Source organism: Hyphomicrobium sp. CS1GBMeth3, assembly GCF_900117455.1.
Taxonomy (GTDB): Bacteria; Pseudomonadota; Alphaproteobacteria; order Rhizobiales; family Hyphomicrobiaceae; genus Hyphomicrobium_C.
The window spans coordinates 1,383,423-1,408,467 of sequence record NZ_FPHO01000003.1 but is presented as its reverse complement, the minus strand read 5'-3'; the positions used below and the strand labels follow the sequence as shown (position 1 = coordinate 1,408,467).

The window sequence follows — 25,045 nt, the reverse complement described above, 5'->3', positions numbered from 1 at the left end:
CAGGAAGCCTGCCGCCTATGAAACATTATTCGGAGACAATTTTACGACGATGTGGAAGGAGATCCCCCCGGAGGTGCGGGGGCATCGAGCGAGCGCGCGGCCTCAACGGTCATCAACGGCACGCCGTTCTTTATCGGAAAAGCCAGGTTGGCCTTTTCACTGATCAACTCGCGGGCTGCACGGTCGTAAGTCAAAGGTCCCTTGGTCACCGGGCACACCAGAAGCTCCAGAAGCTTCGGGTCTGGCTCCTCGGGCGATTGGTCGGAGCGCGTGTTGTCGGGCATCGCATCCTCGTTACTGCAACGTGCCGCCGGAGCCGCCGCGCGTGGCGCTTTCCATCTCGGCGAGCGCCACCAGAACCTCGGCGCGCGACTTGAGGTCGTTGGCCTCGAGCAGCGCCTGCTTCTCCTCGGGACCGTACGGGCACATGACGCACAAAGCGTTGACCAGAAACTCGCTCGGTGCGCGATCGATCACCGACCAATCGGTCTTCAGATTGTGCTCCTCGAGATAGGTGCGAAGCGCCTCGATCAGGCGCGGGCGATCGACCAGCTCCTCACCGAGGCCGCGCGTCAGATCGGCGGCGAAGCGGTCGTAGCTCACGGTCGCCGTACGGTAGGGGCGGCCGCTCTCGGCTTCACCCACGATCTCGAAGCGCGAGATGCCGGTCAGCGCGATGGCGATGCGGCCGTCGTCGAGTTCCTGGTAGCTCGTCACGCGACCGGCACCGCCGATGCGGCGCAGCGGCACGGTGTTGCCGGGCGGACTTTCCTCGTCGTCGGATCCCACCGGCTGCACGAGACCCAGCATCCGCGATCCGCTCATCACGTCCTCGATCATCTCGAGGTAGCGCGGCTCGAAGATGTTGAGCGGCAGCGTCGAGCCCGGAAGCAGGATGGCTCCCCGCAACGGAAACAGCGGAAGGCGCGGCGGAAGGTCAGACGGATGCCTGTATTGGTCGGCAAAGGCCACGTAAGGCTCCTCAGCTGAACAGGATTGAGGATAGGCGACGACGGCCTTCGAGAGTGCTCGGGTCCTTGGGTCCCCAGGCATCAAAGAGCAGCACAAGCTGCTTGCGCGCGGCCTGGTCGTTCCAGTTGCGGTCGCGCCGGACGAGATCGAGCAGATGCTCGAGGGCCTCTTCCTTCTTGCCGCGCGCAGCCAGGGCGACGGCGAGATCGAACCGCGCCTTGAGGTCCGCCGGATTGGCCGCGAGCCGCTGCTCGAGCTCGGCGCTGTTGTCGTCCTGGCCTGCGATCTTCGCAAGATCGAGGGCAGCGCGCGCGCTTTGTACCGGCGCGCTTCCCTGCTTGTCGGGCGGCACGAGGGCGAGCGTCTGCTCGGCGCGTGTCGTGTCACCGCTTGCCAGATAGCAACGGGCAAGGCCGGCCAAAGCCTGCACGTTCTGCTGGTCCTCCTGCAGCACGGCGGCGAAGGCTTCCGCTGCGGTCTGCAGGTCGCCCTGATCGAGGGCGGCTTCAGCCGCCTCAAGCACGCCTGCGAGATCATCCTCGCCGCCTTCGCCCAGCAGGCGATCGATGAAGCTGCGCACCTGACTCTCCGGCAGCGCGCCCATGAAACCGTCCAGCGGACGACCGTCGCGGAAGGCATAGACCGTCGGCAGGGACTGGATGCGAAGCTGGCCGGCGATGGCGGGATGCTCGTCGGTGTTGATCTTCACCAGACGCACCTTGCCGTTGTAGCTCTTGACCACCTTCTCGAGGATCGGCGTCAGCTGCTTGCACGGGCCGCACCAGGCGGCCCAGAAGTCGACGAGGACGAGCGCGCTCCGAGACGCATCGATGACGTCCTTGGCGAAGCTCGCCGAGGTTCCATCCGTGATCACGTCCTGCGCCCCCGGCGAAGCCCCGCCGGGTTTCAATCCTCCCAGGTCCATTCCGTCACTCCTTGCGTCCTCGAAATCGGCCCGGATGTTCGCAGCCGCCCGCCAAGCTGGCAATATGGTAGGCTCATGCGCAATATGCGAGCCTTGTTCGGTATTTCGGCATGGCTCGCGCCGGCAACCGATGCAACCATCCCCAGGTCATGCCCGAAAAACGGGCGACGTATCGTCTCGTCGGGAAGGGCCTTGCAAAGGGGCGGCGGTTGCGCAATAAGACCGGGCGCGCCGCCCACGCGGCGCCATTACCCCATTCTCGGACGCGGGCGTAGCTCAGGGGTAGAGCATCACGTTGCCAACGTGAGGGTCGTGAGTTCGAATCTCATCGCCCGCTCCATTCTTCCCAGATTTTCTGGCTTTTCGACCTGATTTTCTCAGGTCGCAGGCTGCTCGGTCGACACCCGGGCCGTCGTGTCGTCGGGCGTCTCCGGTGCCTGAGGGAGCGGAGGCGGCGCCGCCGGAATGGACGTCGCGGCGGAAGCAAGACCCATGCGCGTCAGGATCTCCTCGCACAGGTGGCGCACGGCCTTGCCTGTCTCACCCGGATACTTGGCAAAATAGGATCGGTCCGGCGTGTGGAAGCGGGCTGCCTCCTGCAGCGCGATGGCGCGCGGGATCACTTGGTCGAAGCAGCGGTTTTCCGGATTGCTCAAGAGCCAAGCGTGATAGTCCTCCTCGGTCGGCGAGCCGAGGTCCTTCATGTTGACGAGCACGCCGAGGTTCTCCGCGAAGCCCATCTCCGGGTTCAGCGCCTTGAAACGGCGGAAGACCTCGAGACCGCAGACCGAGATGTAGTCGGCCTTGGTCGGCGAGATGTGGAAGTCTGCTTCGCGCAGCCAGCTCTCGGTCAGCACCGACAGGCCCGGCGGGCAGTCGATCAGAATGATGTCGAACACGTTGCGCGCCTCACGCAGGAGCTCGCCGATCACGGCGCGCAGGCGTGCATGCTGCGATACCTTCGACACCTCGCGCTCGAACAGCGTGAGCTGCATGTCGCTCGGGATCAGGAAGACGCTCTGCGCGTCGTCGACGTCGGATACATTGCGCACAACGAAGCGCAGCCAGTCGGCCGGGGCGTCCTGCAGCACACGCGCGACGAGGAAGTCGACCATCGTCAGTCCGTTTTGCTGCAGGCGATGCAGATTCGGGATCGTCATCAGCATGCTGGAGACGGAGGCCTGCGAATCGCTATCGACCACCAACACGTTCTTGCCGTGGTACGTCGACAGAGTTTCAGCCACGGCGAGCACAAGGGTCGATTTGCCGACACCGCCCTTCGTGTTCATGACAGCAACCGTATTGCGCATGACGATGCGCGGCCTCCCCTCAAACTTCATGTCCGGACGCGTTGCGCGCTTCACCGCCGCCAGCTTACCCGATGTGCGTCGGGATTGTGGCAGCCTCGCGAATGAACGCGATTTTTAGCAGCTCTCCGTGCGGATCTTCCGCAATGGTAGCAGATCGGGCCGCCTGTCTGCGAGGAGACGCGGTGCCTCGGTCCGTTCGCTCACCAATTCGCCGCGCGCACCCACGCGGAGCCTCCGCGACGCACAAGCACGCGCGCCCGCTCGCGCCCGACCACTGGCGGATGATCGTAGATGATACGCGCCGCCGGGCGCACGGCAACTGCACGTTCGCGCATCGCGTAGACCGGCGGCGACACAACGCGAACGCGGCGGCCCGGCGCAACCACCACCTCGCGCGGCACGAGCTTGACCTCCGCCGGCACCGGAACCTTGCAGCGGCGCTCGCCATAGGGGCCATACGTCGTTTCCCAGCGCCATCCACCGCGACGCACGACGACCTCCTGCAGCATGGTGCGCGTCACGGGCGGTGTCCTCACGTATTCGACGCGGCGCGGCGCCACCAGGACACGCTCGGCCCGCATAACGACGACGGGCTCTGTCTCGACCACCTCGCGGTAGCCCGGCCGCAACACGACGGGCCGATCGACCGTGCGGTAGACGTCCGGCAGGCGGACCCTGTCGTAGCATTCGCCGCCGCGGCAGGCGGCGGCGGGAGAGGCGTCAAAGGCGAGGAAAATGATTGCGGCGAGAGCCACAGGACGACGCGAGGACATGGAAGAAGCGCTCCAGGCAGGAGCCCGGAGCTTACTCACCCCGCGCAGCCGTCTGTTCGCATCCTGCTCGATTGGTTAAGCACAAGTCATTGAAACGGCGCGCGTTCGAATGAGTTTGGCATGAAAGTCTCAAGGCAACCCACCGGGCACTCGATTTCCCGCGCCGGCTCTGTCTGCTACATCGTTGGCCCCGGCACTTCCATCTGACGAGGCTCAGCCATGACCCGCGCTTTCGCTTCCCTCGGTTTCCGTCCGTTCGCCTTGCTCGCCGTCGCCTTCGCGGCGCTGTCGCTCGGCGGCTGTGGCGTCAACAACATTCCGACCTATGAGCAGAGCGCCAAGGCCGCCTGGGCGGAGGTGCAGAACCAGTACAAACGGCGCACTGATCTCATCCCGAACCTCGTCGAGAGCGTGAAGGGATTCGCGGAGCAGGAGCGCAAGGTGCTCACCGATGTCACGGAGGCGCGCGCCAAGGCCGTCAGCGTGCAGGTGCCGGCCGATATCCTGACCAATCCTGAGGCGATGAAGCAGTTCCAGGATGCGCAGAACACGCTCGGCGGCGCGCTTCGGCAGCTTCTCGCGGTTGTCGAGCGCTATCCCGATATCAAGTCCGGGCAGAACTTCCTGGCGTTGCAGAGCCAGATCGAGGGCACCGAGAACCGCATCTCCATCGCGCGGCGCGACTACATTCAGGCCGTGCGCCAATACAACACCGAGATCGCGACATTCCCCGGACGGCTTTGGAAGATGGTGCTCTATCCGTCCGCGCAGGAGATGGCGACGTTCGACATTCCTGCTGAAGAGCAAGCGGTACCAAAGGTCGATTTCGGCACGAGCAAGTGAGCGCACGAGCGGCACGGGCTTCGAAACGATTGATCGCGGCGGCCTTGGCGCTCGCCGCGATCGTTTCTCTTTGCACGCAGACGATGGCCGCGCCGACGTTCCCGCCGCTCACGGGGCGCATCGTCGACAACGCGGGGCTATTGTCCGCTGAGGATCGCGCCGCCATCGAGGCGGACCTCGCAGCGCTCGAAGCGAAGTCGACGGACCAGCTCGTCATCGTGACGCTGCCGTCCCTCGATGGCTACGATATCGCCGACTACGGCTACCAGCTCGGGCGGCATTGGGGCATCGGGCAGGCCGGCAAGGACAACGGCGTGCTGCTGATCGTGGCGCCCAACGAGCGCAAGGTCAGGGTCGAGGTTGGGCGCGGGCTCGAGCCTATCGTCACCGACCTGATGAGCACGATCATCATCGAGAACGCCATCCTGCCGGAGTTTCGCCGCGGCAATTTCGGCGCCGGCATCCGGGCCGGCGTGCGCGACATCAAGGATACTCTGCTCGGCGACAGGGAAGCCGTGAAGGAACGCGCACGCGGTCTCGACCGCAACGACGGTCCCGACTGGCTCGGCATCTTCCTGATCGCCTTCTGGATCGCAGTCGTCCTCTACATCGTTTACGCGCAATATCGCTATGCCGCACAGGCGCCGCAGACGGCGGGCCGTGAGGGCCGCGGGTTGCGGCGCGGACGTGCCGACCGCGACGACGGCTTCGTCATCTTCCCCGGCGGCGGCCAAGGCTCCTGGGGTGGCGGCGGATGGTCGGGCGGCGGGGGAGGCTGGTCCGGTGGCGGTGGTGGTTTCGGCGGCGGTGGCGGATCGGGAAGCTGGTGAAGGTGCGTGATGGTGCGACTGATGTTTTCTAAGAGCGACGAGAACCGCATCGCGGAAGCCATCACCGAGGCCGAGAAGGCGACATCAGGTGAGATCGTGGCGGTGGTCGCGGCCGAGAGCAGCACGTATCTCTACGCACCGTTTCTCTGGGCCTCCGTGATTGCGCTTCTGGTGCCGTGGCCGCTCCTCATCTGGACGTGGTGGCCGTCGGCCTGGATTTATCTCGCACAGCTCGGCGTATTCGCCCTGGTGCTCGCGGCGACGCTACCGCGGCCGGTCCGCTATTGGCTGGTTCCGCGCAGCGTCAAGCGAGCGCGAGCACACCGGCGCGCCAAGGAGCAATTCCTGGTGCAGAACCTGCACACGACATCAGGGCGAACCGGCGTTCTGATCTTCATCTCGGTCGCCGAGCGGCATGCGGAGATCGTTGCCGACGCGGCCATCGAAGCGCGCGTGCCGAAGGGGACGTGGCAGGAGATCGTCGACCGGCTTACGGCGGCATTCGCCGCTGAGCGGCACACGGACGGTTTCGTCGTGGCCATTCGCGAAGTGGGCGGGCATCTCGCGACGCATTTCCCGCCGGGCTCGTGCAACAGTAACGAGCTTCCAGATCATCTCATCGTCCTCGACGAGGTGTGATCCTACAAGGTGAGGACGACTTTGCCGGTGGCTTCGCGACGGTCGAGCACGCCGATGGCCTCGCGCACCTCCGACAGCGGGAACGTGCCATGGATGCGCGGGGCGAGCTTGCCGTCGGCGATCCAGCCCAGCACCTCGATCATGTTGGCGCGGTGGCCCGCCGGATTGCGGCGCACGGCTTCGCCCCAGAACACACCGATGGCGTCCGCGCCCTTCAACAGCAGCAGGTTCAGCGGCAGCTTCGGAATCTCGCCAGCGGCAAATCCAACAACGAGGAAGCGGCCTTCCCAGGCGAGTGCCCGCACGGCCGGCTCGGCATATTTGCCGCCGACGCAATCGTAGACGACATCGACGCCGCGGCCGCCGGTCAGATCCCTCAAAGTCTGCTTCAGATCACCCGAGTCGTAATCGATGACCTCATCGGCGCCCAGCGCGCGGCAAACGTTGGCCTTGTCGCCCGAGGCGGCGGCGATGACCCGCGCGCCAAGCAGCTTCGCGACCTCGACGGCGGCCTGGCCGGCACCGCCCGAAGCGCCGAGGACAGCGACCCAGTCGCCGGGCTTCACGCGGCCGCGGTCCTTGAGCCCGTGGATCGCGGTGCCAAAGGTGACGCTGATCGCCGACGCGACGACGTCGGACACCGCCGGCGGGATGGGGATCAAGCTCGCGGCGGGAAGCGCAATCTTCTCGCGTGCGCCGCCGTACCCCACAGATGCTGCAACGCGATCGCCGACCTTAACTTCCGTAACGCCGGGGCCGAGGCTCTCGACCACGCCCGCGATCTCGCCCGATGGCGAGAACGGCAGCTCCGGCTTGGTCTGGTATTTGCCGCGCGTGATCAGTGTGTCGAAGAAGTTCAGCGCCGCGGCGCGGACGCGCACCACGGCTTGGCCTTCGCCGGGCACCGGGTCTGCAATTTCCTCGACAACCACACCTTGCGGGCCGTCGAGGCTCTTGCAAAGGGCCGCCTTCATGTGTGACCTCCGAGGGCAAAATCCTGCCGCCTCTCTACCGGGAGCCCGGCCGTTACGCGAGCCCCTTCATGACCACACCACCGCAAGCCTGGCCTCCCAAAGCGCGCGGCTATTTCGCCATCGGCGCCGAGCGCTCCTCGAAGGCCCTCAATCTCGGCAATTTGATGCGGTCCGCGCATGCGTTCGGGGCCAGCTTCACTTTCACCATCGGCGCGCAGTACCAGGCGCTGGAAGCGCGGGCGGACACATCCAAGGGGCACTGGCACCTTCCGCACTACAACTGGGAAACGCCAGGTGAAATGGTGCTGCCAAAGGGTTGCAAGCTTGTCGGCATCGAGCTCATCGACGCGGCTATTTCGCTGCCAAGCTTCCGCCATCCTCTGCAAGCGGCCTATGTGCTCGGACCCGAGCGCGGCTCGCTCTCGGAGGAGCTGCTCAGCCGTTGCGACTACACGGTCAAGATCCCGACCAGCTTTTGCGTCAATGTGGCTATGGCCGGCGCAATCGTCATGTATGATCGCGTTAAAAGCCTCGCTCCGTTTGCGGAGCGGCCGGTTTCCGAAGGGGGGCCCCAAGCCAACACCGGTGCTGTTCGCGCCGATCAACACCGTAAGGGACAGCCCGGCGGGTGACAGCTGGGCTCTTAACCCTCTATAAGAAGCCGGATTCGCCAGAACAGGGGGCTGACGAACACCGCATGAGACCGTTGTTTTCCACCATCCCGCTCGTCGTCGCGGCGCTGGTCGTCGGGGTTGCGCCCCTTGCCGCCCAGGAACCTGGGTCGGTGCAGACCGGAGCGTTTGGCGACTGGCTTGTTCACGAGAACGCCGGTGAGGGACCGAAGACCTGTTTTGCGGCCTCGCAGCCGAAGGCCAAGGAGCCGGCAGGCGCCAACCGCTCCAAGATCGTGCTCTACGTCTCTGCGTGGCCGAAAGAGGGCGTGAAGTCCGAGGTCTCGGTCAAGCTCGGTTATCCGATCAAGCCCGACAGTACCGTGTCAGTTGCGGTCGGAGACGCCGAGTTCCAGCTCTTTCCCGATCAGGATCGCGCTTATGTGGCTGATGCCACCGAAGAGCTGAAGCTCGTCGATGCGATGAAAAAAGGCTCGTCCCTCATCGTCAAGGGGACCTCCACGCGGGGCACGTTGACCACGGACACCTATTCGCTGATTGGCCTCGGCCGTGCGCTCGATGCGGTTGCGGCGGCCTGTCCGTCGTGATCCCACAGAAAGCAGCGGGCTTTTTGCTCAGGATCTCGTACGGACCGGATTCCTAAGCTGAATGTAGAGCGCGCCTTCTCCGCCATGCGAAATGGCGGCGGTCGTGAAGCTCACGACGATGGCGCGCAGCTCCGGTTCAGCCAGCCACATCGGCACGTTCTTGCGCAGCACACCGCGCTCCGAGCGGCCAAAATCATGCTCATCGCGAGATCGCGGGCCGCCCTTGCCGGTGATGACGAGAACCCAGCGCAAACCGCGTCCAAAGCAGGAGAGCAGGAAGCGCCGTAGAGCGGCGTGCGCCTCGTGCTGGCGCATGCCGTGAAGGTCGATGCGGGCCTCGATCTCGATCTGTCCCTGGCGCAGCTTGCGCGCGGCCTTGCGGTCGAAGTCGGCAAGATCGGGGGCGGTATTCTGGCGTGTCGGCTCTCGAGGCGGCGCGGCGGCGGCGCGCTCTGCCGGTTTAGGCTCGGCTTTTGCCGCGGACTTTGACTTGGGCTTGAAGGGCGGGGCTGCGTCGATCTCGGCGAGCCCTGGATGGTGGCGTGTTTTTTTCGTCTTGAGCGGCTTTAGCGTCGAGGCCGTGTGTTCCCACAGCGCCTCATCCTCCTGGCTCAAGTGGCGCTTACGCCCCGGTGGATGGGGCGGTTTGCTCACGACGTAATCCCCGTGCGCGGCAGAAGAGCGAAGAAGCGGCCCGCGTGCTTGGTCGCGCCGGCGCGGCGACCCGCCTCGTCGCCCGAGCCGAAATAAAGATCGCCGCGCTCCGGGCCGCGAATAGCGGACCCTACGTCTTGCGCGATCATCAGGCGCGCGAACGGCTTCTGACCGCCCCACGGCTTCAACTGGGGCGCACTAACGTAAATCGGCGTTCCAAGGGCGTGAAAGGCCGTGTCGACGGCGAGGCTGCGCCCCTCCGAGAGCGGAATCTCGAACGCGCCCAGCGGGCCGTCGTCTTCGTTCTCGAGCTCGCGGAAGAATACGAACGAGCGGTTCTCCTGCATAATCGCGCGCCCGCGCGCCGGATCGGCAGACAGCCAAGTTTTGAGGACGTCCAGCGTCATCTCGTCCGGCGTGAAATGTCCAGCGTCGATCAGCACGCGGCCGATCGACGTGTATGGGTGGCCGTTCTTGCCATCGTAGGTGATGCGGATGGTGCTGCCGTCCGGAAAGCGGACGCGGCCCGAACCCTGCACGTGCAGGAAGAAGGTATCGACCGCATCTGCGAGCCAGATCAGCTCCAGGCCCTGGCCCGCCAGCGCGCCGTTCTCGATCTCAGCGCGCGTGGCATAGGGCTCGACACCGGTTGCGGTCTTGCGTGCGTGCGTCAGACCGCCGGCGAGCGCACCGCGCTCCTCCTCGCGCACGAGGTTCACGAGGTCGGCCGGACGACGGTAGACGGGATTGCAGAACGGGCTCTTTGGCTGGCGGGAGCCGGCCAGCACCGGCTCGTAATAGCCGGTCAGCAGCCCTTCCGCGCCGTTGTGCACGACGCGATGGGGTACGAAATGGGCTTCGAAAAACGCGCGGGCGGCTGCGGCGTCAGCGACATCGGCGGAGAGCGCACGCTTCGCCACATCGATCAACAATGCGTCGGCCGTCTTCGTCTGTCCCGAAGCTGTGCCTGGCGCGTGAACGAGAATGCGTGCGGAGCGCAGAAAAGCGCGAAAAGCCGCTACGTGATCGTCGGCTTCCCAGCCCGGAAGCTCGGCGAACGTTACGGGCGCGAACTCAACCTCAAGCCTGGCCAACTCTGACGTTCGGGCTCCGAGTGGCATGACGTGTCGTTCGTGGTGGATTTCTGTGGGACCGACGCTTCGGATCCATGGATCCGAAGCGATCTTGAGTGTCCAGGAGGGGCGTTAGTTGGGCGCCTGCGTTCCGACCAGTTTCCAGTTGAGGTTCCGGCGCGCCTCCCGGCTCGAGATGTCGCGCGAGAAGGTCCAGATGTCGGTAACATCCTTGATGCGCGTGTCGTCGCCGTCGATGATGTTGCCGGCCTTGTCGCGCGTGGCGCTGATCAACTGGCTGACGAAGCGCAAAGTGATGCTGGCGATGCCCTTGGGGCTCACCTCGGCCTCGATCATGTCCGCTTTATTGATGCCGACGAAGCTCTGGTCGATGACATGGCCGCGCTGCTCGCGCTCGCTGATGGCGCGGGTGAAGCTGTCGAGCACGTCCGCGCTCAGGAGATCGCGCAGCAGGCGGCGGTTGCCCTCTGCGAAGGCCGTCACGATCATCTCGTAAGCTTGGCGTGCGCCGCGCACGAAATGCTCGGGATCAAATGCCGGGTCGAGCTTCAGGATGTCGGTCAGGCCGTTCGCCAGCGCGGTATCCTTGCCGGCGAACGATTTGATGCGTTCCTCCACCTCGGCGACGGACACCGCGGTGTCGGTGCTCTCCGCCTCACGCTCACGCCGGGGGAGGGTGACGACCTTGTCCGATTGTGTCGCGGCGGCCGTCTTCTGGAGCTGCGCTTCGCGCCGGCGCTTTTCGATGCGCGCCTCGTCCTCGCTCGTGCGGCGGCCCAGAACGCTCCTGAGCTTCACAATCGCGACAATTGCAATAACTAGAGATAGAAGCGTCAGAAGATTGATTTCGCCATTCATTCTCGGCAGCTTCCTGGCAAGCTCGCGTAAACGGGGTTTGCCCTGATGTAAGATCGCGTGAGAGATCCGTCTAGGCGTACCATCTCCCGACGGCAAACCGGCCGCACGTCGGAGGCGCGCAGAGCGTGATCCACAACTTAGGCCACAACGAGGGAGAAGCCAATAATCTTGCCGTCTGGGATCCGGAGCGGCCGTAATTTCGGGACTTTGGCCAATTGCAGGCCCCGGCTGGGCGTGTTAGCCAGCACGCGATCCTAAACACCCTTTGCCGGCTTAGCTTAACCGAGTTCCGGCATTGCAGCACGGAAAGCGTTCGACGATGGCAGACGACGACACCAAGACCGCCGCCAAAGGCTCCGAGGCCGCCGATCAGGCCGGGCAGAAGCCCGTCGAGGCGCGGGTGGTGGGGCAGTTCATCAAGGATCTGTCGTTCGAGAACCCGAATATCGGCAAGCTGCTTTCGAGCACGCCGGGCGAGGCGCCGAACATCAAGCTCGAGATCAACGTAGCCGCCAAGCGGTTGCAACCCGAGCTTTTCGAGAGCGCCATCGACTTCAAGTCCGTCGCTTCCAATGCCGAGGGCACGATCTACGACCTTGAACTCGTCTATGCGGGTCTGTTCCAGCTCAAGAACGTTCCCGACCAAGCGCTGGAGCCGTTTTTGCTCATCAACTGCCCGACGCTGATCTTCCCGTTCCTGCGCCGGCTGGTCGCGGACATCACGCGCGAGGGTGGCTTCCCGCCGCTGATGCTCGATCCGATTGACTTCGGGCAGCTCTTCCTGCGCCGCAAGAACGAGCTTGCGGCTGCGGCAGCGTCCGGCAAGCCGAACTGAGCTTAAGTGGCTTCGTCGGGCGCGAAATAACGCTTCCAGATGGCCTTTGGCCCCAGCGTCTCGACGAAGGCGCGATGGGCGGCAATCATCTCGTCCGTCAGTCTCGCGGCGAGCGGAACCGGGCGTGGCCCTCTTAGGGCCGTCGCGCCGACGGTTGCGTCGCGAGCGGCACTTGCCCGCTCGCCGCCGAGCACCAGGCTGGCCTGGCGCTCCCCGAGCAGCTCAACGTACACATCCGCGAGCAACAGCGAGTCCATCAAGGCGCCGTGCTTGATGCGCTTCGAGTTGTCGATGCCATAGCGTTTGCAGAGGGCGTCGAGGCTGTTCGGCCCGGCGGGATGCTTGCGTCGCGCCAACTGCAGCGTGTCGACGACGCGGCTCATCGAGATCGTCGTGGGGTGGCCCCAGCGCTCGAGTTCGGCGTTCAAGAAGCCGATGTCGAAGACCGCATTGTGGGCAACGAGCGTATCGCCGGCGATGAAATCGAGAAATTCCTGTGCGACGTCCGCGAAAAGCGGCTTATCGAGCAGGAACTGCGTCGAGAGTCCGTGCACGGCTTCTGCCTCGGCCGGCACGTCTCGCTCGGGATTAATATAGCGGTGAAACTCGCGGCCTGTCGGAATGCGGTTCACGATCTCGATGCAGCCGATCTCGATCAGCCGGTCGCCTCTGCGAGGATCAAGCCCGGTGGTTTCTGTATCGAACACGATCTCGCGCAGCATCAGGCGGCCTTCATGCTTGGATCAACGCGAGACAGGGGTTCTGAACAGGGCGGGTCTTATTGCCAATGACGCGCGTAGGCGTGGGCAGGGCGCGACTTCAGCTCGCTCAAGATAGCATCGACCTGGGCCTCGGTGTCGGCCAGCGACGTGCCGGTATCCACAACGAAGTCGGCGCGCTCGCGTTTTTCCTGATCTGGCAGCTGCCGCTCCAACAAAGCATCCAGGCGCTCTTCCGTCATGCCCGGCCGCTCGAGCACGCGGGCCCGTTGGTGGTGGGCCGGTGCCGAGACGACAATCACGACGTCCACGTGCAGATGACGGCCGACCTCCAGCAGAAGCGGGATCTCGAGCACGGCGAGCCAATCGCCACGTCCGTGCGCTTCGTGCAGAAAACGTCGCTCGAATTCGGCAACGAGCGGATGCACGATCCTTTCCAGCGTTCGAAAGCGGCCCGCATCGCCCGCGAGCGCGGCCGCGAGCTTGACGCGATCGACGCGCCCCTCTGCCGTCGTGCCCGGGAATGCCTCCTCGATCAGCGGCACGGCCTCGGCGGTGTAGAGCCGATGCACCTCGGCGTCGGCGTCAAAGACTGGGATGGCGCGCGCGCGCAGCATGCCGGCTACCGTCGATTTGCCCATGCCGATCGATCCGGTGAGGCCAACGATTAGCATCAGGCGGCCTCAATATCGGCGGCGATCAGGTTGTAGAGCTCCACCGTGACTTCCGGACGAACGCCGAACCACTTTTCGAATCCGGGCACGGCCTGATGCAACAGCATGCCGAGGCCGTCGACCGTCCGCAGGCCATGGCGGCGCGCATTGCGGATGAGCCCGGTTTCGAGCGGCACATAGACGATATCGGAGACGATGCAGTCGGGATGGAAATCAGTGAAATCCATATCCAGGGAGCCGGCTCCTTTGAGGCCGACAGACGTGGTGTTGACGAGCACCGCCGCCTCCGTTGAGGCGCGGGAGCGCTCATCCCACGAATAGACCTTGACGCGCGGACCGAACGCGGCGGCGAGCGCTTCGGCGCGCTCGGTCGAGCGGTTGAACACGCGGACTTCGCTCACGCCCGCTTCCAGAAATCCGTAGACAATGGCGCGGGCTGCGCCGCCAGCGCCCAGAATCGAAATCGGTGCGGTGCGGTGGCGCCAATCCTCGGCTTTTAGCGTCAGATAGGCCATGTAGCCATAGGTGTCGGTGTTCGCGGCGCAAAGGCGCCCCTCGGCATCGAGCCACAGCGTGTTGGCGGCGCCGACGGCTGCTGCTGAGTCTTCGCGCTCGGTAGCCAGCCGGAACGCCGCCTCCTTGTGCGGAATGGTGACGTTGCAGCCGGCCAGCCCTTCCGCTGCGAGCGAACCCAGGAACGTTTCGATCTCCTCGGGCCGCACGGCGCGCTTCGTATAGCTGCCGTCGATGCCATACCACTTCAGCCAATAGCCGTGGATCGCGGGCGAGCGCGAATGCTCGATCGGCCAGCCAATGACACAGGCGCGCTTCATGCGATGATCACCTCCCGACGTCTTAGCTCGGCGAGCAGCGGCAGCACCGGCAGTCCGAGAATCGTCGTGTGGTCTCCGTCGATGGACTCGAAGAGCTGAATCGCCGGGCCTTCGATCTGATAGGCACCGACCGACGTGGTCACGGCCTCTCCAGCGCGCAAAAGATAGGCATCGAGCGCCGCATCGCTGAAAGCGCGAAGCTTCAGTTTCGCTGTTTCGATATGGCGCCACTCGATGTTTCCGCCGCGGGCGAGGGCGACCGCAGAATGCAGCGCATGCGTCTTGCCGCGCAGCTCGATGAGCTGTGCACGGGCTTCTTCGATCGATGCCGGTTTCTCGAACAAGCGGCCCTCGAACGACAAAACCTGATCGGCGCCTATGATAAGTGCCGTGGGCTTTTTCTCACTTACCGCTCTGGCCTTTTCGGCCGCGAGGGCATCAGCAACGGATTCATGTGAAACATGCGCATCGGACGCGCGCATGGAATCGCGAATCGCGGCTTCATCGACGTCGGCAGGCGATACGTCGATCGCGAGTCCGGCCGCTTCCAGCAGAGCGCGGCGTGTCGCGCTGCCAGACGCCAACACAAGCGATGGATGTTCGCTGCTCATGGCGGGTTACTTATCAGGACTTTGCGCGGCGATATCTTCGACGCCCTGCGCAAGCTCGCCTGCCTCGCGGTCGTGCATGAGGCTGATGATGGTTGCGGCCGTTTCCTCGACCGAGCGGCGCGTGACGTCGATAATCGGCCAGCCATGCTTAGCGCACAGCTTGCGTGTGTAGGCGATCTCGGCGGCAATGCGGCTGCGATCGACGTAATCGTCGAGGTCGCGGTCGGCGAGCAGCAGCGCGCGATTGCGGCGCACCTCCGCGATTCGATCCGGGCTCGCGATAAGACAAACGACGAAGGCCTTGTGATTGCTCGCAATCTCCTCCTGAAACGGTAACGAGGGCACCAGAGGCACGTTGGCGGTCTTGTAGCCGCGCTGGGCCAGATAGATGCTGGTCGGTGTTTTCGACGTGCGCGAGATGCCGAGCAGAATGATGTCAGCCTCGTTGAGGTCGTCCGGAAGACGGCCGTCGTCGTGCGCCATGGTGAAATTCAAGGCGTCGATGCGGCGGAAGTAGTCGGCATCGAGCACGTGCTGGCCGGCGACCGTCGGTGTCTGGGGCGCCCCGAGGTACGATTCGAATACCTGCATGATCGGCTGCAGCACCGCAAGGCACGGAATCTTGAGTTCCTTGCAGCGCAGCTCGAGCTCCGCGATCAGATCCAGATTGACAATTGTGTAGAGCACGATGCCGGGCGCCTGCTCGATTTCCTGCAGCACGCGTTTGAGCTGACGCGCATTCCGCACCAACGGGTGCACATGCTCGATGGGCCGGATCTGTGCGTACTGGACGGCCGCAGCCTTGGCGATCGTGGTCAGCGTCTCGCCGGTCGAATCCGACACGAGATGGAGGTGGAAATAGCTCGGCTGGCTGTTGGCCATCTGTGGATCAGGAGCCTTGTTGAGCCGGGACGGAACGGCCGGGCCGGCATGCGGTGGGTAAGGTGTGCCGGTTGTCCACCGAGATACCCCGATTATCTCCGATGTGAACCATTTTTCTTAACGGACAAGCATCCCCGTTGATGGACGAGCCTTCGACAGGCTCTTGCGGACAATCAACATGGTATCCCCAAGAGCCTCAGGCTAAGAGAAGCTGGCAAGTGGTTGACTCTCATGGCGAGGGCCGGGCCTAGTGGCGCGCGAGTGGTCGGTGCGCCAAGATTTTGTGGGCCGGCTCGTCCGGGCCGTGAGAAGCGTTGGAGAACCAGGGGACAGTGCCGCCATACCCACAACCCACGCCCCTAAAAACAATAACAGCAACTCAAGTGACTCTTATATTTTGATTGAAGGGAAGATGATGGGCGAACGTGGAGAGACCTGCGAACGCAGGTTCTTGGCGCCATTCCGCGGAGATGTGCTGGACGTGCCGCCGATCTGGCTCATGCGCCAGGCTGGTCGCTATCTGCCGGAGTACCGTGCAACGCGGGCCGAGGCCGGCGATTTCCTCTCGCTCTGCTACACGCCGAAGCTCGCCGCCGAAGTGACGCTGCAGCCGATCCGGCGCTACGGCTTCGATGCAGCTATTCTGTTCTCGGACATTCTCGTGGTGCCGGATGCGCTGGGTCAGCGTGTGCGGTTCGTGGAAGGCGAGGGGCCGCGGTTGGATCCGATCCGGTCGGTGGACGGCCTCGCGCAGCTCGACGTCGCGAAGGCGGTGGGAAAGTTCGACATCGTCGCCGAGACGGTCGCTCGGCTGCGCCAGGATCTGCCGCGCGAGACGGCGTTGATCGGGTTCTGCGGCGCGCCGTGGACGGTGGCGACCTACATGGTGCAGGGGCAGGGCTCGGCGGACCAGGCCGAGGCACGGCTGTGGGCCTATCGCGATCCTGAGGGGTTCCAGGCTCTCATCGACGTGCTCATTGCCGCGTCAGTCGACTATCTGGACCGGCAGGTCAAAGCTGGGGCGGACTGCTTGCAGATTTTCGACACTTGGGCAGGCTCACTGCCGGACGACGAGTTCGATCGTTGGGTGGTGGCCCCGACGCGGGCCATCCGGGAGGCCATCGGCGACTTGCATCCCGACATTCCCGTGATCGGCTTTCCGCGCGGGGCTGGAGCGACGGCAGTCTGGTACGTGACGGAGACGGGCGTCGACGGGGTCGGCTGCGACACGGCAACGCCGCCGTTCGTCATGAGCGAGGCCTTCGACGAGGAGGACGTGGTCGTGCAGGGCAACCTCGATCCGCTGCTGCTCGTTGCGGGTGGGGCGCGGCTCGATGAACGTGTGGACGAGATCCTCGACCTCATGCGGAACAAGAGATTCATATTCAACCTGGGGCATGGAATCGTGCCACAAACCCCGCCCGAGAACGTGGCGCGGCTGGTCGCGCGGGTGCGCGGCGGAGGTTGAGCTTTGATGGCAATGGTGGTGCGCCCGGTAGGCTTTCGCCTTGATTTGGTGGGAGATTCCACCGAAGTGGGCGGGTCTTATGGCTGAGGGTCGGACAGAGGCATCGCCCGGAATGCGGGCGGCGGCAGCGCTAGCTATCACCGTTTTGCTTTGCGTTATCGTCGCGACGGCCGCCGGGCCGGCCGCCTATCCCTGGCTCAAGGCGGTGCACGTTGTTGCGGTCATCTCCTGGATGGCCGGTATGCTCTATCTGCCGCGACTTTTTATCTACCACTGCGAGGCGACGCCCGGCTCTGAGACGAGCGAGACCTTCAAGGTCATGGAGCGGCGGCTGCTCCGGATCATCATCAACCCGGCGATGGTCGTCACCTGGGTGCTCGGCCTTTGGCTCGCTTGGCAGGGTGGGCACTTTGCCGCTGGCTGGCTGCACGCCAAGCTCGCACTCGTGCTTGCCCTTTCGGGGGTTCATGGTTTTTTCTCGGCGGCGGTGCGCCGGTTCGGCGAAGACCGTAATACGCTCAGTGCGCGGCAGTGGCGGATCTGGAACGAGACGCCGACCGTGCTCATGATCGGAATCGTTATTCTCGTGGTGGTGAAACCCTTCTGAGCTCTCTGGCATTTCACTCGAGACGCTTCCGCTCACTCGATTCGTTTGCTATATAAGGATCTAGATCGATCACCCCCTAGTCTCTCCGGCTAGGGACTTGGCTAGTCGGCGGACCGCCGCTTGAGCCAAGCGGCGCCCAGCCAAACACCCCCAAATTTTCCCACCCCAGGCCCGGCAGTGCCCCTCTCCCGCCTTGTTTGCCGTGGCCGCCATGGAGCGGTTCATGACCGAAATGAAGCTCGAGGACCTCAAGCTTAAGTCCCCTACCGAGCTGCTTAGCTTTGCCGAAGAAAACGGCGTCGAGAATGCCAGCACGATGCGTAAGCAGGAGCTGATGTTCGCTACGCTGAAGCAGCTGGCGGCCAAGGATATCGAAATTACCGGCGTCGGTGTCGTCGAGGTGCTGCAGGACGGCTTCGGCTTCCTGCGCTCGCCGGATGCCAACTATCTGCCCGGTCCGGACGATATCTATATCTCGCCCTCGCAGATCCGCCGTTTCGCGCTGCGCACGGGCGATACCGTCGAAGGGCAGATCCGCAGCCCCAAAGAGGGTGAGCGCTACTTCGCTCTGCTCAAGGTCAATCGGATCAATTTCGAGGACCCGGAGAAGGTCAAGCACAAGATCCACTTCGACAACCTGACGCCGCTCTATCCGACGTCGTGGCTCAAGCTTGAGATCGAGGACCCGACCATCAAGGACTTCTCGGCGCGTGTCATCGACATCGTGGCGCCGCTAGGCAAAGGCCAGCGCGCTCTGATCGTCGCCCCGCCGCGCACCGGTAAGACGGTTCTGCTCCAGAACATCGCTCACTCGATCACGGCCAACCACCCGGAGTGCTATCTCATCGTGCTGCTCATCGACGAGCGGCCGGAGGAAGTCACCGACATGCAGCGCTCGGTCAAGGGCGAGGTGATCTCGTCGACGTTCGACGAGCCGGCCTCGCGGCACGTGCAGGTTTCCGAGATGGTGATCGAGAAGGCCAAGCGCCTCGTCGAGCACAAGCGCGACGTCGTCATTCTGCTCGACAGCATCACGCGTCTTGGCCGCGCCTATAACACCGTCGTGCCTTCCTCGGGCAAGGTGCTGACGGGTGGCGTCGATTCCAACGCGCTGCAGCGGCCGAAGCGGTTCTTCGGCGCGGCGCGCAACATCGAGGAAGGCGGCTCGCTGACCATCATCGCGACGGCGCTGATCGATACCGGCAGCCGCATGGACGAGGTGATCTTCGAAGAGTTCAAGGGCACCGGTAACTCGGAAATCATCCTCGACCGCAAGGTCTCCGACAAGCGCGTGTTCCCGGCCATCGACGTTGCTCGCTCCGGCACGCGCAAGGAAGACCTGCTGGTTCCGAAGGATCAGCTCAAGAAGGTCTACGTGCTCCGGCGCATCCTCAACCCGATGGGCACCATGGATGCCATCGAGTTCCTTATCGACAAGCTGCGCTCGACCAAGACCAACGGCGAGTTCTTCCAGTCGATGAACACGTAAGCGTCGCACCCGTTTCAATCGGAACATGAAAAAGGCCGCCCTTCGAGGCGGCCTTCTTCTTTTCAGTGGTGACGATCCCAGGAGCCTATTCCGCGGCGTCGTGGATGGCGCGGGCTTTGGCGGCGGCCGTCGTCAGATTCTTAGGCGGGCCTTCGCCGGGCCGATAATGGATCGGGAATACGAGCTGCTGCACGTAGCCCTTGGGGAACTGTGGCACCTCGTCGATGCCCATGTCGCTCGCCGTGATGGGCCGCGGTGGTTCCGGATTGAACGTCCCGAGCAGGCGATCCCAGATCGTCAGGAACAGACCGAAGTTGCAATCGCCTTCCTTGCCCCAGTTGACGTGGTGCAGGTGGTGGATCTGGCCGATCGAAAGGTGATTGCGGAACGGCCCCAATGCGTAGGCGACGTTCGAGTGTTGGATGATCAACTGCACGGAGATGGCAAAGCCCAGCAGGATGGCGACCTGAACCGGCATGCCGGCGAGGGCGAGCGGCGCTGTGCCGAGCACCATGTCGATGATCTGATGCAGCGGATGGCGCACGAGCCCGTTGAAGCCGTACAGGCGAGACACGCCGTGATGCACGGCATGCAGCCGCCACAGGAACGCGAAGCGATGGCTCAGGTAGTGCAGGAACATCAGCGCGAAGTCGGCAAGCACGACGGCCATGATCAGCTGCGCCCAGATCGGCCAGTCGCGCGGCCAGATGCCGGCGCTCATGCCGCCCGAGAACAGCCAGCCCATCAACGGGATGGTCAGAACGCCGTTGAGGTTCTGCAGCTCGTAGACGATCGCGTGCACGACGTTGGTGTGCTCATCTCCGTGCGAGTCGTTCCACTCATCGTACCAGGGAAGGATGCGCTCCGCGGCGAACGCGGTTCCGATCGCGGTCAGCAAAAGAAATCCAATGCCAGCCGCAATCCAAAGCGGCGAATGATCGTTCACTACGACGTAGTATGCAGCGCCGTTCAGGCCGAAGAACATGAACGGGAAGTAACCGTAGCGAACAATCTTGCGCAGCGTTTCAGGCGTCATGAACACCTCGTGTCTTTCAAAAGCTCGGACGTTTTCATACCCTTAGATGCGTATGGTTCGCTCGCCGGAACTCTAACTATGCTAAACGCGGTTTTCACAGCATTTTTTGTTACTTCCGCCGTAAGAAACTTTGATCTTAAACAATCGACCGTTGGTCGATGATCAGTTGTCGCAGGGCGTTTCTGCTTGTGATCGGAAGGGAGCATTGCGGGCCCGAGCACAGGTAGGCGGTTGCCCGCCCTGCGTCTGCCGACTTACCCCGCAGGGCAGACGGACCTATGTCTCCGACTGAGCCTTTCGTTCCAAGCTCGATGGCACCCGGAACTGAAAGTTGCTTCAACACTTTATTCAGGGATTCACCGCTCATTTCCTCGCCCTCGATCAGGACTACGAGTTGCGGAGCCAAGACATCAATCGCCGCGCCGAGAAGACCGGTGTGGCCGCCCAGGTTCTGCGCAAGGTCAGATGAGAAGGCCTCGAGGATCGATCCAGCCCGTTCAAAGTAACGCTGCTCTCCGGTCACGGTTCCGATCGCGGCGAGGTTGCTGACCATGGTCGCATTGGCGGAGGGGGTGGCATCATCGGTTGCGGTACGCAGGCGCACGATCACATCGCGGGTGTCATCGGCGGCGGTGAAGTAACCGGCGACATCCTTCGCCCAGTAATGCTCATCCAGGATCTCGACCCAGCGGACAGCCTGCTCCAGGTAGCCCGTTTCGCCCGTCGCCTGGTAGAGGCGCAACGCCGCCCAGATCATATTGGCGTAATCGGTGGCGGTCGCGGGGGCACGGCCGGCTCCGTGGCGAACCGAGTGAAGGAGGCGACCGGAGACGGTCATCTTTTCCGTGACGAAGGTGAAGGCTTGCCGGGCCATCGTCACCCAAGGTGAACGATCTAAGACGACGCCTGCACGGGCGAGCGCGGCGATCATCAACCCGTTCCAGTCGGCCAGGACCTTGTCATCCCAGCCGGGGCGCACCCGCTTGCTGCGGGCGGCCAGCAGCTTCGCGCGGAGCTTGCGGAGCCTCGCTTCTTCGTCGGGCGTGCCGAGCCCCTCGGCGTGCAAGCGGTTCAATATCGTGTGGCCCTCGAAGTTGCCTTCGGGCGTGACGTCATAGGCCTGCTTGAAGACGGCACCGTCGTCGGGTCCGAGCACCTCATCGATTTCCTCGGGCGTCCAGACGTAGAACTTGCCTTCCTCGCCTTCGGAATCGGCATCGAGCGCAGACGCGAAGCCGCCGCCCTCGACGACCATCTCGCGGGCAATCCAGTCGACCGTCTCGGCGATGCGCTCGGCGAGCAGCGGGCTTTGCGTCTCACGCCAGACCTCTGTCATGAGATCGATCAGCAGCGCGTTGTCATAGAGCATCTTCTCGAAGTGAGGGACGAGCCACAGCTCGTCCACCGAGTAGCGCGCGAAGCCTCCACCGAGGTGATCGTAGATGCCGCCCATGGTCATCCGCTCGAGCGTCTTCACCACCGCAGCCTTCGCGGGCTCGTGGCGGTAACGGATGGCGCCGCGCCAGAGCAGCCAGAAGAAGCTCCACTGCGGAAATTTTGGTGCGCCCGCGATGCCGCCGTGGACGGGATCGACGGCGCGAGCGAGCCGCATCGTCACCTCGCGCAGGATCTGATCGGTGACGCGCGGGCCGGCGCCGCGGTCGGATTGTTCGGCGAGCGACTTCATCAGCGCGTCGGCATTGCCGGCCACCTTCTCCGGCTCGTTGCGATAGATATCCGAAAGACGCTCCAGCACGTCGACGAAGGAGGGCCGGCCGAAGGTCGGGACCTTCGGGAAATACGTGCCACCCCAGAACGGGCGCGCTTCGCTGTCGAGGAACATGGTCAGCGGCCAGCCGCCCTGCTGCCCCAGGCGGTGAAGGGCTCCCATGTAGATGGCATCGATGTCGGGGCGCTCCTCGCGGTCGACCTTGATGCTCACGAAGTGATCGTTCATCACGCGTGCCGTCACCTCGTCCTCGAAGCTCTCGTGGGCCATCACGTGGCACCAGTGGCAGGCGGAGTATCCGATCGAGAGCAGGATCGGCTTGCCGGTTCGCTTGGCCTCGGCGAGCGCCTCTGGTCCCCATGCCCACCAGTGCACCGGGTTGTCGCGGTGCTGGAGAAGGTATGGGCTCGTCTCGTCACCCAGGCGGTTGCGGCTCATGCTAGTGTCCTGTCGTTTCTCATCGCGTCTCATGTGGGGTCTTCTTGATAACCCGCAAAGCGACCGCAAGCGTTCCGAATAAAGTTCCATCATGGCCAACGATCCCGAGCAGACGATCTTTGCGCTGGCGAGTGCCCAGGGGCGCGCCGGCGTGGCCGTGGTGCGGGTTTCGGGTCCGGGGGCGGGGCGCGTCATGGATTTCATGGCGGGGCCGAGGCCGCAGTCGCGCCGCGCCGTAGGGCGTTTCATCCGCCATCCCGAGAGCGGCGAGAAGCTCGACCGGGGCGTGGTGATCTGGTTCCCGGAGCCCAAGAGCTTCACCGGCGAAGATGTGGCGGAGCTCTACCTGCACGGTGGGCGCGCCGTGGTGCAGGCCGTGCTCGGGGCGTTGAGCCTAGTGCCCGGGCTCAGGATGGCCGAGCCTGGGGAGTTCGCGCGGCGTGCGTTCGAATCCGGCAAGATCGATCTCGCGGAGGTGGAGGGGCTCGCCGATCTCATCGACGCCGAGACGGAAGGCCAGCGGCGCCAGGCGCTGGCGCAGGCCTCGGGTGCATTGTCGGATCTCTACGACGGCTGGCGCGCGAGCCTTGTCGAAGCGCTGGGATTGATCGAGGCGGGGCTCGATTTCTCGGATGAAGCCGACATCGGCGCCAAGACGTTCGCCGATGCGACCGCCATCGTCGCAGTCCTTCACCAGGCGATGATCAATCATCTCGCAGACGGTCACCGCGGCGAGATCCTGCGTGACGGTTTCCGCGTCGCGCTGACGGGGCCGCCCAACGCGGGCAAGTCGAGCCTGCTCAACGCTATCGCGCGGCGGGATGCGGCCATCGTCTCGGAGGAGGCGGGCACGACGCGCGACGTCATCGAGGTGCGTCTCGATCTCGGCGGGCTGCCGGTGATCGTCTCGGATACGGCAGGCTTTCGCGAGACACAGGGTGCCATCGAGCGCGAAGGCATGCGGCGCAGCCTCGAGGTGGCGAAGGGCGCGGATCTCGTGCTGTGGCTCGCGGAGGCAGAGGCGCCGCAGACGGCGATCCCGGTGGAGCTTGCGCCGCTCGCCGACCGGACGCTGCTGGTGCTCAACAAGATCGATCTTCTGTCGAACGGCAACGGAGCGCCGGCGCTTCCGGACGACATGGTGCCGCTCTCGGTGAAGACCGGTGCGGGTCTCGATGATCTCATCAAGCGGCTGACGGTGATCGCTCGCGAGCGCATCGGTCACCAAGGGGAGCCGGTGCTGACGCAGGTCCGTCACCGGCGCCTGGTGGAAGCGTGCCGCGACAGCCTGGCCACGTTTCTTGCCGGCTCGCGCGACGAGGTGGAGCTGCGGGCCGAGGATCTGCGGCGGGCGGCGGACGCGCTGGGGCGCATCACGGGCCGCGTGGACGTGGAGGATGTGCTCGATCACATCTTCGGTCGGTTCTGCATCGGGAAATAGATGCGGACGGTGAAGCGGCACGGGATGTTTCACGTGAATCCATTTCCGGGTGAAGGATCGGCATCAGGTGTTTCACGTGAATCGTTTTGGTGGCGTGTGACTATCGATGAGACGGAATACCGACCGTTTGTCATTCCTTTTAAGATAAGTGAGTTTCGGTGAATGACGTCGGCGGCGATACCAGCGATATTTCCAGCTCTCGTCGCCGCGCGGTGGGCGTATACGAACTTGGCCGCTGAGGCCAAGGCGGATCCTGCCGTTGCGACGGCCTCTCCCAATCCGCTCAACGATCCTGCTTACTGCCAAGCTTGGGTGGAAGCGGATGCGCGTCGCAAGGGCGTCGACTTCACGTACGGTGGATACATGGAACCGCGTGATCACCTATGGCGCGGGCATTATCACGACCCCGATAAGATGCGGCACACCGCAGTCGACTACAACGTTCCGGCCGGCACCGAGGTGGTGGCTCCAGCTGGCGGAAGGGTTCTGCGCGTGGTGCGCGATACCTCTTACGGAGGTTGGGGCGGATGCGTGTTCGTGCAGCTCGACAATCCCTATCGAGGCGCGGGCTACTACCTCATGGGCCACCTCGCGCACGCACGACTTCCGGAACCTGGCGACGTACTCCAGCGTGGAAGCCGGGTCGGGTTTATCGGCAAGCCGCGCGAGAACGGCGTCTGGTTTCCCCACCTTCACCTGCAATGCTTCGACCAAGCAATCTTCGACCGTTATGTGCCGGTCCTCGACGACATGGATGGATATGGTCCAAATGACGAGCTCGAAAATTCACATATGCCCGATCCCACGGATTTAGGGAGCGGGCGGCATCGCTGATCTGTTTTGCGGATGCCATGGCACCCAAAATTTGGGGCCGTTCGAAATCAATGTTTCACGTGAATCCAAAATTTGGCGGAAATGATCGCGGTGGTGTTTCACGTGAATCACATTCGAATGGCACCTATTGATAGGCGGGGACACTCGCTGTCTCCATGGGATTGGCACACCGGGTCTTAGCGAGCGTCATCAGGTACTCGTGTCGTTGTGACAGCGCTTTTGCCTCTTTTCCGGCGGCGTCCTGAAAGTCCATTCCGAACCACACCGTCCATGAATAGGCCAACGACGCCCGCGGCAACGTTTTGGCCTACCTTCCACCCTGCTCGGTTGCGAGGTCGGAAATCCGATCGTTGTTGAT

Annotated in this window: 27 protein-coding genes and 1 tRNA gene; 12 read left to right on the top strand and 16 right to left on the bottom strand. The window is 63.9% G+C overall.

The genetic code is table 11. The annotated features are described in order from the left end of the window. Positions 1–41 precede the first annotated feature (41 nt). The 3 genes from CS1GBM3_RS13940 to trxA are packed head-to-tail and all read right to left on the bottom strand — an operon-like array spanning position 42 to position 1,897. Positions 42–284 carry a Trm112 family protein gene (locus CS1GBM3_RS13940; protein WP_072396030.1) on the bottom strand — a complete coding sequence of 81 codons (243 nt, stop codon included), beginning with the start codon at positions 282–284 and terminating at the stop codon, positions 42–44. 10 nt (positions 285–294) lie between these two features. Beyond that, positions 295–972: an LON peptidase substrate-binding domain-containing protein gene (locus tag CS1GBM3_RS13935; RefSeq protein ID WP_072396029.1), complete on the bottom strand. Its 678-nt coding sequence runs from the start codon at positions 970–972 to the stop codon at positions 295–297. A 10-nt stretch (positions 973–982) separates the two neighbouring features. Further along, positions 983–1,897 carry a thioredoxin gene (gene trxA, locus CS1GBM3_RS13930; RefSeq protein ID WP_072396028.1) on the bottom strand — a complete coding sequence of 305 codons (915 nt, stop codon included), beginning with the start codon at positions 1,895–1,897 and terminating at the stop codon, positions 983–985. A gap of 265 nt (positions 1,898–2,162) precedes the next feature. Between trxA and CS1GBM3_RS13925 the strand changes: the two genes are divergently transcribed. Next, positions 2,163–2,237, top strand: a tRNA-Gly gene (locus CS1GBM3_RS13925). A gap of 37 nt (positions 2,238–2,274) precedes the next feature. Here the strand turns inward: CS1GBM3_RS13925 and CS1GBM3_RS13920 are convergent. Next, positions 2,275–3,237: a ParA family protein gene (locus CS1GBM3_RS13920; RefSeq protein WP_072396027.1), complete on the bottom strand. Its 963-nt coding sequence runs from the start codon at positions 3,235–3,237 to the stop codon at positions 2,275–2,277. 170 nt (positions 3,238–3,407) lie between these two features. Then, positions 3,408–3,980 (bottom strand): hypothetical protein, encoded by a 573-nt coding sequence (locus CS1GBM3_RS13915; RefSeq protein ID WP_072396026.1) that lies wholly within the window; start codon positions 3,978–3,980, stop codon positions 3,408–3,410. A gap of 219 nt (positions 3,981–4,199) precedes the next feature. Here CS1GBM3_RS13915 and CS1GBM3_RS13910 point away from each other — a divergent pair, with 219 nt between their 5' ends. Genes CS1GBM3_RS13910 through CS1GBM3_RS13900 form a run of 3 tightly spaced genes read left to right on the top strand, consistent with a single transcriptional unit; the run spans position 4,200 to position 6,292 of the window. After that, entirely contained in the window at positions 4,200–4,823 is a 624-nt protein-coding gene (locus CS1GBM3_RS13910) for a LemA family protein (RefSeq protein WP_072396024.1), read from the top strand. After that, positions 4,820–5,653 (top strand): TPM domain-containing protein, encoded by an 834-nt coding sequence (locus tag CS1GBM3_RS13905; RefSeq protein WP_072396022.1) that lies wholly within the window; start codon positions 4,820–4,822, stop codon positions 5,651–5,653. The genes CS1GBM3_RS13910 and CS1GBM3_RS13905 overlap by 4 nt, the downstream gene beginning before the upstream one ends. Before the next feature lie 21 nt (positions 5,654–5,674). Continuing rightward, positions 5,675–6,292, top strand: a complete 618-nt coding sequence (locus tag CS1GBM3_RS13900; protein ID WP_072397516.1) for a TPM domain-containing protein — start codon at positions 5,675–5,677, stop codon at positions 6,290–6,292. 2 nt (positions 6,293–6,294) lie between these two features. Here CS1GBM3_RS13900 and CS1GBM3_RS13895 read toward each other — a convergent pair whose 3' ends face one another. Next, complete coding sequence (locus CS1GBM3_RS13895; protein ID WP_072396020.1) at positions 6,295–7,266, bottom strand: NADPH:quinone oxidoreductase family protein; 972 nt, start codon at positions 7,264–7,266, stop codon at positions 6,295–6,297. 68 nt (positions 7,267–7,334) lie between these two features. Between CS1GBM3_RS13895 and CS1GBM3_RS13890 the strand changes: the two genes are divergently transcribed. Beyond that, positions 7,335–7,898: an RNA methyltransferase gene (locus CS1GBM3_RS13890; RefSeq protein ID WP_072397515.1), complete on the top strand. Its 564-nt coding sequence runs from the start codon at positions 7,335–7,337 to the stop codon at positions 7,896–7,898. A 65-nt stretch (positions 7,899–7,963) separates the two neighbouring features. Further along, entirely contained in the window at positions 7,964–8,485 is a 522-nt protein-coding gene (locus CS1GBM3_RS13885; RefSeq protein WP_072396018.1) for an invasion associated locus B family protein, read from the top strand. 27 nt (positions 8,486–8,512) lie between these two features. Here CS1GBM3_RS13885 and CS1GBM3_RS13880 read toward each other — a convergent pair whose 3' ends face one another. From CS1GBM3_RS13880 to CS1GBM3_RS13870, 3 genes are all read right to left on the bottom strand, one after another. Then, positions 8,513–9,139, bottom strand: a complete 627-nt coding sequence (locus CS1GBM3_RS13880) for a Smr/MutS family protein (RefSeq protein ID WP_072396016.1) — start codon at positions 9,137–9,139, stop codon at positions 8,513–8,515. Then, a complete protein-coding gene (locus CS1GBM3_RS13875) occupies positions 9,136–10,233 on the bottom strand; it encodes a murein transglycosylase A (RefSeq protein WP_244534656.1) in 1,098 nt (365 codons plus the stop codon). The genes CS1GBM3_RS13880 and CS1GBM3_RS13875 overlap by 4 nt, the downstream gene beginning before the upstream one ends. Before the next feature lie 111 nt (positions 10,234–10,344). Next, a complete protein-coding gene (locus tag CS1GBM3_RS13870) occupies positions 10,345–11,091 on the bottom strand; it encodes a Tim44/TimA family putative adaptor protein (protein ID WP_083567573.1) in 747 nt (248 codons plus the stop codon). A 319-nt stretch (positions 11,092–11,410) separates the two neighbouring features. Between CS1GBM3_RS13870 and secB the strand changes: the two genes are divergently transcribed. Further along, positions 11,411–11,926, top strand: coding sequence for a protein-export chaperone SecB (gene secB, locus CS1GBM3_RS13865; RefSeq protein WP_072396012.1), 516 nt, complete (start codon positions 11,411–11,413; stop codon positions 11,924–11,926). Positions 11,927–11,928: 2 nt separating this feature from the next. Here secB and dnaQ read toward each other — a convergent pair whose 3' ends face one another. From dnaQ to CS1GBM3_RS13840, 5 genes are read right to left on the bottom strand one after another with little or no spacing between them, the layout of a single operon-like run. Beyond that, positions 11,929–12,645 carry a DNA polymerase III subunit epsilon gene (gene dnaQ / locus CS1GBM3_RS13860; RefSeq protein ID WP_072397512.1) on the bottom strand — a complete coding sequence of 239 codons (717 nt, stop codon included), beginning with the start codon at positions 12,643–12,645 and terminating at the stop codon, positions 11,929–11,931. 59 nt (positions 12,646–12,704) lie between these two features. After that, on the bottom strand, positions 12,705–13,319 hold the full coding sequence (gene coaE / locus CS1GBM3_RS13855; protein ID WP_072396010.1) for a dephospho-CoA kinase: 615 nt from the start codon (positions 13,317–13,319) through the stop codon (positions 12,705–12,707). Continuing rightward, on the bottom strand, positions 13,319–14,152 hold the full coding sequence (locus CS1GBM3_RS13850; RefSeq protein WP_072396009.1) for a shikimate dehydrogenase: 834 nt from the start codon (positions 14,150–14,152) through the stop codon (positions 13,319–13,321). Before CS1GBM3_RS13850 ends, coaE begins: the two co-directional genes overlap by 1 nt. Then, positions 14,149–14,763: a Maf family protein gene (locus CS1GBM3_RS13845; RefSeq protein WP_072396008.1), complete on the bottom strand. Its 615-nt coding sequence runs from the start codon at positions 14,761–14,763 to the stop codon at positions 14,149–14,151. The genes CS1GBM3_RS13850 and CS1GBM3_RS13845 overlap by 4 nt, the downstream gene beginning before the upstream one ends. A 6-nt stretch (positions 14,764–14,769) precedes the next feature. Continuing rightward, positions 14,770–15,645 carry a pyruvate, water dikinase regulatory protein gene (locus CS1GBM3_RS13840; protein WP_072396007.1) on the bottom strand — a complete coding sequence of 292 codons (876 nt, stop codon included), beginning with the start codon at positions 15,643–15,645 and terminating at the stop codon, positions 14,770–14,772. Positions 15,646–16,060: 415 nt separating this feature from the next. Here CS1GBM3_RS13840 and hemE point away from each other — a divergent pair, with 415 nt between their 5' ends. The 3 genes from hemE (at position 16,061) to rho (ending at position 19,209) form a co-directional block, all read left to right on the top strand. After that, complete coding sequence (gene hemE / locus CS1GBM3_RS13835; RefSeq protein WP_139247921.1) at positions 16,061–17,113, top strand: uroporphyrinogen decarboxylase; 1,053 nt, start codon at positions 16,061–16,063, stop codon at positions 17,111–17,113. A 112-nt stretch (positions 17,114–17,225) separates the two neighbouring features. Continuing rightward, the gene (hemJ, locus tag CS1GBM3_RS13830; RefSeq protein ID WP_083567566.1) at positions 17,226–17,720 is read left to right on the top strand and encodes a protoporphyrinogen oxidase HemJ; all 495 of its coding nucleotides are present in this window, start codon (positions 17,226–17,228) and stop codon (positions 17,718–17,720) included. A gap of 223 nt (positions 17,721–17,943) precedes the next feature. After that, positions 17,944–19,209, top strand: coding sequence for a transcription termination factor Rho (gene rho / locus CS1GBM3_RS13825; protein ID WP_072396005.1), 1,266 nt, complete (start codon positions 17,944–17,946; stop codon positions 19,207–19,209). Positions 19,210–19,294: 85 nt separating this feature from the next. Here the strand turns inward: rho and CS1GBM3_RS13820 are convergent, their stop codons facing one another. Further along, positions 19,295–20,245, bottom strand: a complete 951-nt coding sequence (locus CS1GBM3_RS13820; protein WP_072397507.1) for a sterol desaturase family protein — start codon at positions 20,243–20,245, stop codon at positions 19,295–19,297. 136 nt (positions 20,246–20,381) lie between these two features. Continuing rightward, positions 20,382–22,412, bottom strand: coding sequence for a thioredoxin domain-containing protein (locus CS1GBM3_RS13815; RefSeq protein ID WP_072396004.1), 2,031 nt, complete (start codon positions 22,410–22,412; stop codon positions 20,382–20,384). A gap of 91 nt (positions 22,413–22,503) precedes the next feature. Between CS1GBM3_RS13815 and mnmE the strand changes: the two genes are divergently transcribed. After that, complete coding sequence (gene mnmE, locus CS1GBM3_RS13810) at positions 22,504–23,853, top strand: tRNA uridine-5-carboxymethylaminomethyl(34) synthesis GTPase MnmE (protein WP_072396003.1); 1,350 nt, start codon at positions 22,504–22,506, stop codon at positions 23,851–23,853. 162 nt (positions 23,854–24,015) lie between these two features. Continuing rightward, entirely contained in the window at positions 24,016–24,687 is a 672-nt protein-coding gene (locus tag CS1GBM3_RS13805) for a peptidoglycan DD-metalloendopeptidase family protein (protein ID WP_072396002.1), read from the top strand. Positions 24,688–25,045 lie beyond the last annotated feature (358 nt).

What these genes read in the sequence shown, in the direction of transcription:
- CS1GBM3_RS13940 (WP_072396030.1), bottom strand. Translation starts at nt 284, where the DNA reads ATGCCCGACAACACGCGCTCCGACCAATCGCCCGAGGAGCCAGACCCG.
- trxA (WP_072396028.1), bottom strand. Translation starts at nt 1,897, where the DNA reads ATGGACCTGGGAGGATTGAAACCCGGCGGGGCTTCGCCGGGGGCGCAG.
- CS1GBM3_RS13920 (WP_072396027.1), bottom strand. Translation starts at nt 3,237, where the DNA reads ATGAAGTTTGAGGGGAGGCCGCGCATCGTCATGCGCAATACGGTTGCT.
- CS1GBM3_RS13915 (WP_072396026.1), bottom strand. Translation starts at nt 3,980, where the DNA reads ATGTCCTCGCGTCGTCCTGTGGCTCTCGCCGCAATCATTTTCCTCGCC.
- CS1GBM3_RS13910 (WP_072396024.1), top strand. Translation starts at nt 4,200, where the DNA reads ATGACCCGCGCTTTCGCTTCCCTCGGTTTCCGTCCGTTCGCCTTGCTC.
- CS1GBM3_RS13900 (WP_072397516.1), top strand. Translation starts at nt 5,675, where the DNA reads ATGTTTTCTAAGAGCGACGAGAACCGCATCGCGGAAGCCATCACCGAG.
- CS1GBM3_RS13895 (WP_072396020.1), bottom strand. Translation starts at nt 7,266, where the DNA reads ATGAAGGCGGCCCTTTGCAAGAGCCTCGACGGCCCGCAAGGTGTGGTT.
- CS1GBM3_RS13890 (WP_072397515.1), top strand. Translation starts at nt 7,335, where the DNA reads ATGACCACACCACCGCAAGCCTGGCCTCCCAAAGCGCGCGGCTATTTC.
- CS1GBM3_RS13885 (WP_072396018.1), top strand. Translation starts at nt 7,964, where the DNA reads ATGAGACCGTTGTTTTCCACCATCCCGCTCGTCGTCGCGGCGCTGGTC.
- CS1GBM3_RS13870 (WP_083567573.1), bottom strand. Translation starts at nt 11,091, where the DNA reads ATGAATGGCGAAATCAATCTTCTGACGCTTCTATCTCTAGTTATTGCA.
- secB (WP_072396012.1), top strand. Translation starts at nt 11,411, where the DNA reads ATGGCAGACGACGACACCAAGACCGCCGCCAAAGGCTCCGAGGCCGCC.
- coaE (WP_072396010.1), bottom strand. Translation starts at nt 13,319, where the DNA reads ATGCTAATCGTTGGCCTCACCGGATCGATCGGCATGGGCAAATCGACG.
- CS1GBM3_RS13850 (WP_072396009.1), bottom strand. Translation starts at nt 14,152, where the DNA reads ATGAAGCGCGCCTGTGTCATTGGCTGGCCGATCGAGCATTCGCGCTCG.
- CS1GBM3_RS13845 (WP_072396008.1), bottom strand. Translation starts at nt 14,763, where the DNA reads ATGAGCAGCGAACATCCATCGCTTGTGTTGGCGTCTGGCAGCGCGACA.
- CS1GBM3_RS13840 (WP_072396007.1), bottom strand. Translation starts at nt 15,645, where the DNA reads ATGGCCAACAGCCAGCCGAGCTATTTCCACCTCCATCTCGTGTCGGAT.
- hemE (WP_139247921.1), top strand. Translation starts at nt 16,061, where the DNA reads ATGGGCGAACGTGGAGAGACCTGCGAACGCAGGTTCTTGGCGCCATTC.
- hemJ (WP_083567566.1), top strand. Translation starts at nt 17,226, where the DNA reads ATGCGGGCGGCGGCAGCGCTAGCTATCACCGTTTTGCTTTGCGTTATC.
- rho (WP_072396005.1), top strand. Translation starts at nt 17,944, where the DNA reads ATGACCGAAATGAAGCTCGAGGACCTCAAGCTTAAGTCCCCTACCGAG.
- CS1GBM3_RS13820 (WP_072397507.1), bottom strand. Translation starts at nt 20,245, where the DNA reads ATGACGCCTGAAACGCTGCGCAAGATTGTTCGCTACGGTTACTTCCCG.
- CS1GBM3_RS13815 (WP_072396004.1), bottom strand. Translation starts at nt 22,412, where the DNA reads ATGAGCCGCAACCGCCTGGGTGACGAGACGAGCCCATACCTTCTCCAG.
- mnmE (WP_072396003.1), top strand. Translation starts at nt 22,504, where the DNA reads ATGGCCAACGATCCCGAGCAGACGATCTTTGCGCTGGCGAGTGCCCAG.
- CS1GBM3_RS13805 (WP_072396002.1), top strand. Translation starts at nt 24,016, where the DNA reads ATGACGTCGGCGGCGATACCAGCGATATTTCCAGCTCTCGTCGCCGCG.